At 69.6% G+C, this 13,725-nt stretch carries 9 protein-coding genes; 5 read left to right on the top strand and 4 right to left on the bottom strand.

Annotated features, from left to right (window positions below; translation table 11 throughout):
* Nucleotides 1-354: 354 nt before the first annotated feature.
* Nucleotides 355-2,379: a M23 family metallopeptidase gene (locus MKK75_RS27045; RefSeq protein WP_244045571.1), complete on the top strand. Its 2,025-nt coding sequence runs from the start codon at nt 355-357 to the stop codon at nt 2,377-2,379.
* Between the two features lie 10 nt (nt 2,380-2,389).
* Here MKK75_RS27045 and gluQRS read toward each other — a convergent pair whose 3' ends face one another.
* Genes gluQRS through MKK75_RS27030 form a run of 3 tightly spaced genes read right to left on the bottom strand, consistent with a single transcriptional unit; the run spans nt 2,390 to nt 5,603 of the window.
* Nucleotides 2,390-3,253: a tRNA glutamyl-Q(34) synthetase GluQRS gene (gene gluQRS, locus MKK75_RS27040; protein ID WP_244045570.1), complete on the bottom strand. Its 864-nt coding sequence runs from the start codon at nt 3,251-3,253 to the stop codon at nt 2,390-2,392.
* A complete protein-coding gene (locus MKK75_RS27035; protein ID WP_244045569.1) occupies nt 3,250-3,531 on the bottom strand; it encodes a hypothetical protein in 282 nt (93 codons plus the stop codon). Before MKK75_RS27035 ends, gluQRS begins: the two co-directional genes overlap by 4 nt.
* 41 nt (nt 3,532-3,572) lie before the next feature.
* Nucleotides 3,573-5,603, bottom strand: a complete 2,031-nt coding sequence (locus MKK75_RS27030) for an ATP-binding protein (protein WP_244045568.1) — start codon at nt 5,601-5,603, stop codon at nt 3,573-3,575.
* Nucleotides 5,604-5,795: 192 nt separating this feature from the next.
* Between MKK75_RS27030 and MKK75_RS27025 the strand changes: the two genes are divergently transcribed.
* Complete coding sequence (locus tag MKK75_RS27025) at nt 5,796-7,439, top strand: GMC oxidoreductase (RefSeq protein WP_244045567.1); 1,644 nt, start codon at nt 5,796-5,798, stop codon at nt 7,437-7,439.
* Nucleotides 7,440-7,907: 468 nt separating this feature from the next.
* Nucleotides 7,908-8,846 carry a LysR family transcriptional regulator gene (locus MKK75_RS27020; RefSeq protein ID WP_244045566.1) on the top strand — a complete coding sequence of 313 codons (939 nt, stop codon included), beginning with the start codon at nt 7,908-7,910 and terminating at the stop codon, nt 8,844-8,846.
* A 168-nt stretch (nt 8,847-9,014) separates the two neighbouring features.
* On the opposite strand, the gene MKK75_RS27015 is transcribed toward MKK75_RS27020, so the two are convergent.
* The gene (locus MKK75_RS27015) at nt 9,015-10,499 is read right to left on the bottom strand and encodes a DUF2252 domain-containing protein (protein WP_244045565.1); all 1,485 of its coding nucleotides are present in this window, start codon (nt 10,497-10,499) and stop codon (nt 9,015-9,017) included.
* Nucleotides 10,500-10,717: 218 nt separating this feature from the next.
* Here MKK75_RS27015 and MKK75_RS27010 point away from each other — a divergent pair, with 218 nt between their 5' ends.
* Both MKK75_RS27010 and MKK75_RS27005 read left to right on the top strand, forming a co-directional pair.
* Nucleotides 10,718-12,370 (top strand): acetolactate synthase large subunit, encoded by a 1,653-nt coding sequence (locus MKK75_RS27010; RefSeq protein ID WP_244045564.1) that lies wholly within the window; start codon nt 10,718-10,720, stop codon nt 12,368-12,370.
* A gap of 43 nt (nt 12,371-12,413) precedes the next feature.
* Nucleotides 12,414-13,589 carry an iron-containing alcohol dehydrogenase gene (locus MKK75_RS27005; protein ID WP_244045563.1) on the top strand — a complete coding sequence of 392 codons (1,176 nt, stop codon included), beginning with the start codon at nt 12,414-12,416 and terminating at the stop codon, nt 13,587-13,589.
* Nucleotides 13,590-13,725: the final 136 nt, after the last annotated feature.

Here is a 13,725-nt window from a genome sequence, read left to right as displayed (position 1 = left end):
GGCAAACAGAAGACCGCCCGGCGACTTCGCCAGCCAGTCAACCCGCTTGTCAGAAGATAACTCAGCGCCCGGTCCACTCTCGCGGCCGGCGCCGATGAACCGGGGTATAGATCCGCAATCCGGGCCCGTCAACAGCCTTCTCGTGAATGACCGGTCGCAGCCGGTGCTCACGGGTTGGAGGCGCGGGATCCGAAGGCGCTTGCGGGTGGGCGCGATGCGCCTCAATGTCGACACGCTGCGCCGTCAGATGGTCGGGCCGGTGGCGCTCACCGGCTCCGGCGCGGCAGAACCAAGCTGCGGGTCATCATGGACTTCGCGGTGTCGCGTTCGCCATCGTCTTCTCAGGGCCTGCGAGTGAAGCGCGAGCGACTCAAGATCGGCGATGTGGCCGCCTCCAGCTTCGGGCGTGGGCTCCAGGCGCCGCTCGACGAGCTTGGCGCGACCACGAACCAGATCGACCGGCGGGCCGTCAATCTCCGCTGGCTCTGCGCCAGTACCCTCACCGGTCTGACCGGCGCCGGCCTGATCGCGGCCGCGCTTCATGTCTCTCTTCAGGGTGATGCGTCCTTCGCGGCCATCCCTGAGCGCGCCACCGTCGTCGCCCGGCCGCAGCCGAGCGAGAGTGGGGCCAATCTCGCCCGCAAGGGCGACCGGCTGGTCCGCAACCTGATGATCGCCTCGGCCAAGCAGAGTTTTCGAGCCCCGGTGACGGTCCGGATCGGGGATCGCGAGATCATCAAGGCCAAGGCGTTCGTGCGGCTCAGCGCGCCGTTGTCGATGACGACCGGCGTCTATGCGGGCGAGCCGCCGCGCTTCGACCCCATGAAGTTCGTGTCCGACGAACCGCTCGAGCGTGCGCCGGACGCAGCCGCCGACGCCCCGGGCGCCGAGGTCTCCGTCGTCAAGCGTGACCTCTCGGATTCCGCCGACAGCGCCAACGCGCCTGGGCTGACCGATGACGATGTCACCGCACAGGTCGAGGAGGAGCGCCGCATCGCCGCCGAGGCGGGGCGCCGGGCCGCCATCCCGATCGCGCCACAGATCATGCTGTCGCGGACGCTTCAGCAGGGGGCCTCCGCCGACGCCGAGGGGACTGCGCCGAAGGACGCCAATCCGTTCAAGACCATCGAGGTGCTGGTTGTCCCAGAGAACGTCACGAAGGTCGCCAAGACCGAGCTGAAGCCCAATGAGACGCCGCTCGTGGATGAGCGCGACCTTGCGCTCAAGCGCGGCGAGACCGTCGAGAGTACGCTCAAGGCGACCGGGTTTGCGGGCGACGAGGCAATCCGCGGTATCGTTGCGGCGCTCGGCGGCAAGGCCCGCACCGCCGCGCTCAACGAGGGTCAGCCGATGCGCGTGCAGATCGCGCCCGGGCCCCGGCCCGGCGATCCGCGTCAGGTCACCCGCGTGGTGCTGTACGGCGAGGGCGGCATCGAGGGCATCGCCGCCCTGAACGACCGGGGCGCCTTCGTCTCGGTAGCGCCCCCCGCCGAGGAGGCTCCCTCCCCCAAGCCACAGGCCCAGGCCGAGGCCAACGACGACGACGATGCCGATTCCGGCTCGGGGCCCCGCCTGTATCAGAGCCTCTATGAGACGGCCGCCCGGCACGATCTGCCGCGCGCCACCGTGGAGGACATCGTCCGGGTGTTCAGCTACGACCTCGACTTCCAGCGGCGGATCGCCAACGGAGACGGACTCGACGTCTTCTACACCTACGACGATGACGCCGGTGCGGACCGGCCGGACCTCCTCTACGCAGCCCTGACGCTCGGCGGCGAGACCCGGAAAGTCTATCGTTTCCAGTCCCCCGACGACGGCACCATCGACTATCTCGACGAACAGGGGCGCTCGCTCAAGAAGTTCCTGCTGCGCAAGCCGATCGCGGATGGGATCATGCGCTCCGGCTTCGGCTACCGGCGGCATCCCGTGCTGGGCTACGCCAAGCTGCACACGGGCGTCGACTGGGCGAACCCGATCGGTACGCCGATCATGGCGGCGGGCAACGGCGTGGTGATCCGGTCCGAGATGACCTCGGGCTACGGCAACCGGGTCGAGATCCAGCACGTCAACGGCTACGTGACGACCTACAACCATATGTCGCGGTTCGGCCGCGGCATCCGGGAAGGCGTGAAGGTCCGTCAGGGGCAAGTGATCGGCTATGTCGGCTCGACGGGCCTGTCGACCGGCGCCCACCTCCACTACGAGGTCATCATCAACGGTCACTTCGTGGATCCGATGAAAATCCGCGTCCCCCGCGGTCGCGAGCTCGATGGCCGACTGCTGGCCGAGTTCAAGCGGCAGCGCGAGCAGATCGACGCGACCATGCAGAAGTCGAAGAGCGCAACTGCGCTCGCCCAGCGCGACGCGATCGTGCGCTGACTTCGCCCGATCAGGCGAAGCCGAGCCGCGCGCGAATCTGCGCCGGCTGGACGCCGGCATCCCGCAGGTCCGCGAGTGACCGCGACCCCCGCGACTTGGCGAGTTTTACGCCCGTGGCGTCGACGAGCAGCGGATGGTGGCGATATCGCGGCGTCGGGAGGCCCAGGAGCGTCTGCAGGAGCACGTGAAGGTCGGTGGCAGCTTCCAGGTCCCGGCCGCGGACCACGTGGGTGATCCCCTCTCCCGCGTCATCGTGCACGACAGCGAGATGGTAGCTCGTCGGGACGTCGCGTCGGGCGATCACCGCATCGCCCCAGCGGGCGGGATCGGCGCTGACCCATCGCTCGCCGGCTCCATCGAAGGCGATGTAGCCGTGTTCGGAGCCCGCGCAGCGGAGCGCGGCCGTCATGTCGAGGCGCCATGTATGCGGCGCGCCCCGGGCGAGGTTCTCGGCGACGCGGGCGGGGTGGAGGGGCCGGCAGGTGCCGGGATAGAGCGGCACGCCGTCCGGGTCGCAGGCGGTTTCGCCGTCCGATGCTATGCGAAGCCGGATCTGCCCGCGGGAGCAGAAGCACGGATAGGTGAGCCCCCGGTCGATCAGGCCGTCGCGGACGGCCCGGTACGCCGCCATGTGGTCGGATTGCCGCCGGACCGGTTCGGGATAGCGCAGGCCGAGCCAAGCGAGATCCGCGACGATGGCGTCGATCAGTGCGGGCTTCGAGCGCTGCGGGTCGATGTCCTCGACCCGCAGGCGGCAGGTCCCGCCCATCCGGCGGGCGAGGTCGGCGTTCAGAAGGGCCGAGTAGGCGTGGCCGAGATGGAGGCGACCGTTCGGGCTGGGCGCGAAGCGCAGGACGGGCGCGCTGGGGCTCACCCGTCGGCGCGGCGCAGGCAGTGCGGGGCGGCGGGCTGGCAGGCGATTCCCGGGAGCGAGCAGGCCGGTCCCTCGGCGAGACGCCGGCAGACCTGGCAGCCATCGGTCCATTCGAGGCAAGCCGGATCCTCGGCGACCGAGCGCGCCGGCGCCGGGTGATGGGCCGGGAGAAGCGCGCCGAGCAGGACCGTCGCGACGACGATTGCCGCGATGCCCCAGGCGGCGAGCGCGCCGCTCGACGCGCGCGGTTCTGGCGATGACGAGGCGGCAGACGACATAAGAACCTGTTGGCGTGGGAGGGGCCGGCCTGTCAACGCGCTCACGCCGCCCGCGCAGCGCCGCGTTCCAGCAGGGCCGGCAGAAGTTTCAGGTTGAGGGGCTTGGCTAGGAACCCGTCGAACCCGGCGGCCCGGGCGGCGGCCTCGTCCTCGCTTCCGACATTGGCGGTGAGCGCCACGAGATGAAGCCGGCCGGTGCCGGCCGATTCGGTGGCGCGGATCCGGCGGGCGGTCTCGTGACCGTCGAGGCGTGGCATGCGCACGTCGATCAGCGCGAGGTCGAACGGACCGTTCGCGTCAAGCTGTTCCAGCGCCGCGAGGCCATCGACGGCATGGACCACCTCGGCGCCGAGACGTTCCAGGGCGCGGGTCGCCAGCAGGGCGTTGATCGGGTTGTCCTCGGCCAGCAGGACGCGCATCCCGGCGCCGGCCCGCGGCAGGGCGGCGGGCGGGATTGCCTGGATCTCGGCCGTTGCAGGCGGCGCCTTCAGGCGCTCGATCAGGGACCGCTCCCGGACGGGCTTGATCAGGTAGCCGTCGAAGCCCGCCGCGCCCGGCGCGCCGAAGCCCCGCCGGTCGAAGGGCGAGAGCAGCACGAGGCTGCAGCCGACGCCGCAGGCGCGGGCCGCGTCCGCGAGCTGCCGCACGGCGGCATCCCCCAGAGCCCGATCGGCCAGCATGGCGTCGAACGCCGCCCCCGAGAGGGCGTCGAGGCCCGATTCCAGCGTGTCCACGATCACGGTCGCCGCGCCGGCCCGGGACAGGCAGCGGGCGAGGTACGGGGCCTGGAACGGTGAATCGGCCACGATCAGGCAGCGCTGCCCGTCGAGGCGCGGCAGCGGCTCGGGCGGTGCGATCGCCACGACCTCCGGCAGGGGCAGCAGGACCCGAAAGGTCGTGCCGCGCCCGACCCGGGAGGCCGCCTCGATCCGCCCGCCCATCCGGGTCACGAGGCGCCGCGTGATGGCGAGGCCGAGCCCGGTGCCCTCGTGGCTGCGGCTGGCGCTGCCGTCGCCCTGCTCGAACTCCTCGAACAGGATCGGCAGACGGTCCTCCGGAATCCCCGGGCCGGTATCGGCGACGGCGAGCACCACCTCGCCCGGCCCCATCTCGGCGCGGGTGAAGGCGAGGCTGACCCCGACGCCGCCGCGCGCGGTGAATTTGATGGCGTTGCCCGCCAGGTTGATCAGGATCTGCCGCACCCGGTCGGCATCGCCCACGAGACCCTTGGGGAAGCCGTCGGCGACATCCAGGGCGATCTCGATCCCCTTGTCCTGCGCCCGGGGCGCCAGGAGCTCGACCACGCCTTCGGCCACCGACGGAAGGCTGAACGGTTCGTCGGCGAGATCGAGGCGCCCCGCCTCGATCCGAGAGAAGTCGAGGACGCCGTCGATCAGCCCGAGCAGCGCCTGCCCGCTGGTGCGCACCGCCTCCACATAGGTGCGCTGCTCCGGATCGAGCGGCGTGCCGAGCACGAGCTCGGCCATCCCCAGGATTCCGTTGAGCGGCGTACGCATCTCGTGGCTCACGGTCGCCAGGAACCGCGATTTCGCGACGCTCGCGGATTCGGCCCGCTCCAGGGCGGCGTCGCGGCTGCGGACCGCCTCCACCCGGGCGGTCACGTCCCGGCCCGCGCGCAGCCAGTGCATCGCGTCGCCGTGCGCCACCGGCATCTCCACGAAGGCGAACCAGCGCAGGCGGCCGTCGGCCGAGCGGATCTGCGCCTCCATGCGGCGCACCCCGTCTGCGCCGATCTCGACGCCGCCGCGGTCCAGAATCTCCAGGTCGATCTGCGCGCCCAGCAATTCGATCGGCTCGCGCCCGAGCAGGTGCGCGTAATCGTCGTTGGCGTAGGTTATGCGGCCCCGGGCGTCGCGCTGGACGATCACCTCGGTGGTGGCGGCCACGAGGGCCCGGTAGCGGTCCTCGCTCTCGCTGATCCGCCACAGGCGGTCGTGCAGCCGCTCTGACTCGCCCTCGTCCGGTCGGGCCTGCCGCGCGCGCCAGCGATCGACCGCGAGGGCCGCGGCGACCAGCAGCGCCAGAACCAGCGCGATGTCCTCGAAGACCATCGATGCCTCCCCGGCAGGAGGCCGGTTCAGCGCAGGATCGCAGGCGAAGCTGAAGGCCGTGTTGGGAAATGCCCTTAACCGGCAGTTGCAACACGCGGTGACGGAAACGTCGCCGCGGCGCGATCCGAATGGCGCGTCGCGAGTTGCCTGCCAGGATAAAGGCCTCGACAGCGGCCCGGACGGAGAAACCACATGCCCGGAGAGCACTACGACGTCATCATCGTCGGATCCGGCCCCGGGGGCGGGACGATGGCGTGGCGCCTGGCCCAGACCGGCAAGCGCATCCTGCTGATCGAGCGCGGCGACTACCTCCTGCGCGAGCCGCGCAACTGGGACAGCCAGGCGGTGATCGTCGATGGATACTACCAAGCCAAGGAGACGTGGTACTCCTCGGATGGCAAGAGCTTCCATCCCGGACTGCACTACTACGTCGGCGGGAACTCGAAGTTCTACGGCTCGATTCTGTTCCGACTCCGCGAGAAGGACTTTTCCGAGGTTCGCCACGAGGACGGGATCGCCCCCGCCTGGCCGGTCGGCTACGACGAATTCGAGCCCTACTACCAAGCCGCCGAGGAGCTGTTTCACGTCCACGGTCTGCGCGGCGAGGATCCGACCGAGCCGTGGTCGAAAAAACCCTACGCCCATCCGCCGGTGGCGAACGAGCCGCGGATCCAGGAGCTGTTCGACAATCTGAAACAGGCCGGCCACCGCCCGTTCCACCTCCCCGTGGGCGTGCGCCTCGTCGAGAAGGACGGACGGGCGGTGCCGACCTCACCCTGCATCAAGTGCGAATCCTTCGATGGCTTCCCCTGCCCTACCAACGGGAAGTCCGACGCGCAGACCATGGTGGTCGACCCGGCCCTGCGGGACTGCCCGAACCTGACGCTGCTCACGCGGACCTATATCGAGCGCCTCGTCACCGATCCGGCTGGGCGCACCGTCACCGGGGTGGTCGGCAACCGCGACGGCGCACCGTTCCAGGCCTCGGCCGACCTCGTGGTGGTGGCCTGCGGCGCCCTGTCGTCCGCGCTGCTACTGCTGCGCTCGGCCAGCGACCAGCATCCGAACGGCCTCGCCAACGGCTCCGATCAGGTCGGGCGCAATTACATGCGCCACAACAACTCGACCGTGCTGGCGATCTCCAAGACGCCGAACCCGACGCGCTTCCAGAAGACGCTCGGGATCAACGACTTTTACTTCGGCGATCCGGACCCGAAGGACGGCTGGGACTTTCCACTCGGTCACATCCAGATGGTCGGCAAATCCGATGGCGCCCAGATCCACGGCGAGGGCCTGCCCGGCTTCCTGCAATGGTTCCCCAACAAGCCGTTCGACTGGCTTGCCAAGCATTCCGTCGACTTCTGGCTGACCTCGGAGGATCTTCCGCTGGCGCAGAACCGGATCTTCTACAAGGACGGCAAGGTCCACCTCGATCTCACCGAGACGAACGCGGAGGCGCACAAGCGGCTGCGGCAGAAGCTGCAGGTGATCTGCAGCTTCACCGATATCCACCCACACCTGTTCGACCGGTCGCTCTACCTCGGCAAGAACGTGCCGATCGGCGGGACGGCCCATCAGGCCGGCACGCTCCGGTTCGGCGACGATCCGGCGACCTCGGTCCTGGACCGGAATTGCAAAGCCCATCAGCTCGACAACTTGTACGTGACGGACGCGAGCTTCTTCCCGTCGATCGGCGCCGTGAATCCGACGCTGACGATCATCGCCAACGCCCTGCGGATCGCCGATCATCTCGTGGCGCGGATGGGCGCCAAGGACGAGATCCCTGCGCCTCGCCTGTTCGACTACACTGAGCCGCGCGAGCCGATGCCTGCGTGACCGGCAACGTGGACATGCGCCATCCTCCCCACCCGCCTTTCGGAGCCGCGGGCAAGGTCCAAGGATGACAACACGAGGGACGTGGAACGCCGTGGGAACCCAGGTATCGGCCAGATGACGCGCGGGATCCGATCCCCGCAACACCGTCCCGTCCGCAGACCCGCCCAGTCAGCCACCGGGCGGGCTCCGCGACGATGCTGCCGGATCACCCAGAGGGGTCAGCCCGGCAGCGCCGCGGACCGGTGATGGCTAATGAGCACAAAATAGGAACATTATCGAGTGCGGGCGGGCGGGCGATCGGCGGCTGGCTCCCCCTCCCCCGCAGGGGGGAGGGAGACGCGCGGAGCTGTTCAGTGCTCCTCCAAAGAAGATGCATCGAGGCGGCCGCAGCGTCAGAACGCCGCCAAAACCCCAAGACCCACCGATGTTGCTATAGCTCGGCCGTGAGACCAACCAACCGATTCGCCCGTGGCCATCGACCATATCGACCTCACCCGGATCGACCTGAACCTGCTGGTTGCCCTCGACGCGCTGCTGGATGAGCGCAGCGTCACCCGGGCGGCCGCCCGGGTCGGCGTCGGCCAGTCGGCGATGAGTTCGAGCCTCGCCCGGCTGCGCCGCCTGTTCGACGACGAACTCCTGACCCGCGCCCCGGACGGCATGCGCCCGACGCCTCGGGCGCTCAAGATCGCCGAGCCCCTGCGTGCCACGCTCCGGCAGGTCCAGGCGCTGGTCCACCGCGAAGAGACATTCGATCCGGCGACCGTGGAGCGCAGCTTCACGCTCAGCCTGCCCGACAGCGTCGAGGTGCTGCTCGGCCCCCGGCTCATCGCGCAACTGCGGAAGGAGGCGCCCGGGATCCGGCTGCTGCTGCGTTCCGTCGAGCGCTCCCGGATCCTCGACGAGCTCGATGCCGATCAAGTCGATATCGCCATCGGGCTGTTCTCGGAGGGGCAGATCCACCACAAGCAGCGGCTGCTCTACCGGGACAGCTACGTCGTGCTGTTCAACGCTGCGCTGATCGGCCTCGAGCCGCCGATCGGGCTCGACGACTACCTGCGCTTCCCCCACGTGCTGACCTCCCTGCGGGAGACCGCCCACGGGGTGGTGGACGACGCGCTCGCCCTAATCGGCCGGTCGCGGCTGCTCGCCGTGACGACGCCCCGATTCCTCGTCGTCCCCTTCCTGGTGCGGGCCGCTCCGGTGATCGCCACGATGCATGCCCGGCTCGCAACCTCCTTCGCCAGCGCGCTGGCACTCAGCGTCAGCCCGGTGCCGGTCGACTTGGAGGATGTCGCTGTGTCGATGCTCTGGCACGCCTCCTACGACCGCGACCCCGCCCATCGCTGGCTGCGCGATCTGCTGGTCCGGCTCGCCCACGAGCCGCCGGCGCCGGGCATCATCTGATCCGGTTTCCGGTTCACGCCACGACCGACGCTTCCCTCACCGACATCACGAGCGGAGCGCCGTGACCCGGGGCGGCGCGAGGCTGGTCGGGGTGTCTGGATCGCTTCGCTCCGCTGCCAGGGACGGACGTGCCCTGCTCGTCGAACGGAAACGCGATCTTGCCACGCGTCACAAGCACGGATCCTCCGCGGCCTCCAGCCGGCCGCCCGCGATCGCCGCGCGGAACAGGTCGAAATCGGCGGCGTTGCGCGCGGCATAGGCCGCGGCCCAGTCGGCGATCGCGGCGGCGAGATGGTCGTTCTTGCCGCTGCCGCAATAGCCGGTGATCGCCGCCGCGTCCCCGGTGCGGGCATGCGCCCGGGCGAGCAGCGTCCCGTAGGCATACGAGAAGGTCAGGAGCGAAGCGCCCGTCATCCGGGCCAGCGGGATCGTGCCCTTCAGATTCTTCATCTGGCGCACGTAGAACGGGCGGTCGGCGATGCTGGTCCAGCCGAGCAGTGGATCGCCCACCGCCTGAAGCAGGCGCTGGCCGTAGATCACCCGTTCGCCCTCGTGGCCGGCGTAAGGATCGGGCATTCCCGGCAGATACGGCGCGTGGGCCGGGCGGACCGCTTCCTTGACCTGGAGGAACAGCGCGTCGGCGTCGGAATTGCCGAACAGCAACGCGAGATAGGCCCGGGTCCCGACGCTGCCCACGCCGACCACCCGGTGGGCCACGTCGACCACGTGGTAGCGATCGAGCATGAAGCGCCGCTCGCGCGGCAGAGTCTCGGCGTAGCGCTCCAGCCCGGTGACGACGCCCTCTCGGACGGCGTCGTCCACCGGCGTCAGGATCGGCGCGTCCGTCTTGAGGCGCCAGCTCCCGTCGGTGCGCCGCTCGGCCACCTGGGACAGCAGGCTTCGGTTGTTGCGTCGACGGGCCTTGTCGACCGCGCGGCGGATCACGGCCCGGGCCTCGACGTCGAGCCGCAGGCCGGAGAGACGGGGTACGTCGACCCGCGTGGTCTGATACCAGACGTCGAGCGAGCCCTGGGGCGCCAGACGCCGCATCGTGTGCTGGTAGCCCAGGACCGCCTCCATCACGGCCCCGCGGGATTCGCGCGCGGGCGCCCCAGCCTCCGCGGTCGCTACGGCGAGGCCGGCGGCGAGGCGCTTCAGGTCCCATTCCCACGGGCCGATCGTCACCTCGTCGAAATCGTTGAGATCGAGGACGATGTCCTGCTGGGGCGTGCCGAACAGGCCGAAATTGTCGGTGTGGGCGTCGCCGTTCATCACCACGTCGATGCCGCTACGCGGCCCGCGCGACAGGTCCCAGGCCATGACATGCGCGGCCCCGCGCAGGAACGCGAAGGGCGAGGTCGCCATCCGGGCGACCCGCAGCGGGATCAGGTGGGGCTGGCGCCCCGCGTGGGCCGCCTCGATCAGGGCGACCGGATCGGGCCGGTCCGGATCGGCCGCGAAGGTCCCCTGCGCTGCGTGGGGAACCTCGTCCCGGAGCTTCTTCCCGGCGTGGCGCCGCTTGTCCCAGGATTCGACGCCGACGCGCAGGTCGATGCGCGGGAAATCCGCGATCGGTGCCAGAACCAGATCCGGCGCCGGCGATGGCGGCGGCTCGCCCGCCTCCGCATCCTGCTCGATGACCGCGCGTTCCATGAATTCAAAATTCCTCGACCGCACGACAACCTTGACCGTGCCGCAGCGTTCCGCGGTGCGACAAGTCTTGCGGGGATAGCATCGCGCTGCCTCTGTGACTGTTCGGGCTCGGACCGGTCTTGACCACCTCCGGTGGCGGCCCTCTAACCAGCCGACGCGCCGCCAGGACGTCCTTCGCCGAGCGACGCAGGTACGCCGACGCATCAGCGGGACTACGCATGCCCAAGGGTTCAGATCTCCTCGTCGCAGCTCTCGAGAACGAGGGCGTCGACCGCATCTTCGGCATCCCTGGCGAGGAAAACCTCGACGTGGTCGAATCCCTGCGCAACTCGAAGATCGAGCTGGTGCTCACCCGCCACGAGCAGGCGGCGAGCTTCATGGCCGCCACCTACGGCCGGCTGACGGGCCGGCCCGGCGTCTGCCTCTCGACGCTCGGCCCGGGCGCCCTGAACTTCTCGACGGGGGCGGCCTACGCGCATCTCGGCGCGATGCCGATGATCATCCTGACCGGCCAGAAGGGTATCCTGTCCTCGCGCCAAGCCAAGTTCCAGATCGTCGACGTGATCTCGTCGATGAAGCCGATCACCAAGATGGCCCGCCAGATCGTCTCGGCCTCCTCGATCCCCACCATCGTGCGCGACGCCTTCCGGGTCGCCACCGAGGAGCGGCCCGGCCCAGTGCTGCTGGAGCTGCCGGAGGACATCGCCTCCGAGCAGGCCGAGGCGGATCTGGTGCCCTCGCATCCGATCGACATCCCGGTCGCCCACCCGGCCGCGATCGAGCGCGCCGCCGCGATGATCCTGCGGGCCAAGCGCCCGCTGGTGATGCTGGGCGCCGCCGCGAGCCGGCCCCGCGCCACGGGCGACCTCGGCGGCTTCGTGCGGCGCACCCAGATCCCGTTCTTCACCACCCAGATGGGCAAGGGGACGGTGGCCAGCGGCACCAACCTCTACATGGGTACCGCGGCGCTCTCCGAGCGCGACTACGTCCACGAGGCGATCGACAAGGCCGACCTGATCATCGCGATCGGCCACGACACCATCGAGAAGCCGCCGTTCTTCATGGGCCAAGCCGACCAGAAGGTGCTGCACATCAGCTACATGCCGGCCAACGTCGAGCAGGTCTATTATCCCGACGCCGAGGTGGTCGGCGACCTGGGGCCGACCCTCAAGATCCTCGCCGACCAACTGGAGGGCAAGCTGCCGAACGCGGGTGCGCTTCTGCCCCTGCGCGAGCACATCCTCGACCACATCGCCGACCGGGCGGGCGAGGACCGGTTCCCGGTGACGCCCCAGCGCCTCGTGCGCGACGTGCGCCGGGTCATCCCCGAGGACGGCATCGTCTGTCTCGACAACGGGATGTACAAGATCTGGTTCGCCCGAAACTACCGGACCTACGTGGCCAACACGCTGCTGCTCGACAACGCGCTGGCCACCATGGGCGCGGGCCTGCCCTCGGCCATGATGGCGGCGATGCTCTACCCGAACCGGCGCGTGATGGCAGTGTGCGGCGACGGCGGCTTCATGATGAACAGCCAGGAGCTGGAGACCGCCGTGCGGCTCAAGCTCAACCTCGTCGTGCTGGTGCTCGACGACTCGGCCTACGGGATGATCCGCTGGAAGCAGGCGGTCGACAAGTTCGCCGATTACGGCATGACCTTCAACAACCCGGACTTCGTGCTCTACGCGAAGGCCTACGGCGCCACCGGCCACCGGGTCGAGGCGGTCAACGACCTCGTGCCGACGCTCGACCGGGCCTTCGCGGCGGGGGGCGTCCACCTCGTGGCGGTGCCGATCGACTATTCCGAGAACACCCGCGTGCTGGTCGACGAGCTGCGCGCCAAGGTGAAGGATTTCGAGCCCGCCGAGTGAGTTCGGCATCGCAGACGGTCGGCCAGCAAGACAGGGCAGCGCGATGAACCCGTTCACCTTCCAGACCACGCCGAACGTGCTGTTCGAGGCCGGCGCCTCTAGAAAACTGCCGGAGATCGTCGGCAGCTTCGGGGCCAAGCGCGTCCTGCTGGTGACCGACAAGGGCGTGCGCAGCGCCGGGCTGACGCAGGCCGCCGAGGCGGCGTTGGCCGCCGCGGGCGTCACCCTCGACGTCTACGAGGACGTGGTCGCCGATCCGCCCTCGACGGTGATCGAGGCGGCGGCCAAACACGCGCGCGAGCTCGGGACCGACCTCGTCCTGTCGATCGGCGGCGGTTCGGCGCTCGATACCGCCAAGCTCGTGGCCTATCTCGCCAAGTCCGACGAGCCCCTCGATTCGATCTACGGCGTCGGCCTCGCCAAGGGCGACCGGCTGCCGCTGATCCTCGTGCCCACCACCGCGGGCACCGGCTCGGAGGTGACGCCGATCTCGATCGTCACGACGCCCACCACCGAGAAGAAGGGTGTCGTGGCACCGAAACTTCTGCCCGACTGGGCAGTGCTCGATCCGGAGCTGACACTGGGCCTGCCCGCGCACGTCACGGCGGCGACCGGCATCGACGCCATGGTCCACGCCATCGAGGCCTTCACCAGCAAGAACAAGAAGAACCCGATCTCCGACCAGCTCGCCAAGCAGGCGCTGGCGCTGCTCTCGGCCAACATCCGCACGGCCTGCACCGACGGCAAGAACCTCGAGGCGCGCTCCGGCATGCTGCTCGGCTCGATGCTGGCCGGCATGGCCTTCGCCAACGCGCCGGTGGCGGCGGTCCATGCCCTGGCCTATCCGGTCGGCGCGATCTTCCACGTGCCGCACGGGCTCTCGAACGCCCTGGTGCTGATGGGGGTGATGCGCTTCAACCTCTCCCACGCGGAGGCGCTCTACGCGGAACTCGCGCCGATCCTCGATCCCGCGGCGGCGGACCTGCCGCGGCCCGAGGCCGCCAAGCGCTTCGTGGACAGCCTCGACGCGATCTGCCGCGACTGCAAGGTCCCGGCATCCCTAGCGGAGGTCGGCGTCGCCCGGCAGGATCTGGAGCGCATGGCCACCGACGCGATGAAGCAGACGCGGCTCCTCGTGAACAACCCGCGCGAGGTCACCTACGGCGACGCCTTCAAGATCTACGCTGAGGCGCTCGGGGAGGCCCGGCCGGCGGCGTGAGTGAGCGATTGATTCGCGGTGTTCCACCCGCCCCGAATCGCTCGAATGAGGGCAACGACGACCAACCTACGTGCGCATCCCCTCCTCCGCAGAGGGGGTGGGAGGAAGCGGGTCCAGCGATTGAGGCTGTGAACTG

The sequence above is a fragment of the Methylobacterium sp. J-030 genome (genome assembly GCF_022829545.1).
Classification (GTDB): domain Bacteria; phylum Pseudomonadota; class Alphaproteobacteria; order Rhizobiales; family Beijerinckiaceae; genus Methylobacterium.
Note: the sequence above shows the minus strand (reverse complement) of the source record. Positions and strands in the feature narration are given on the sequence as shown.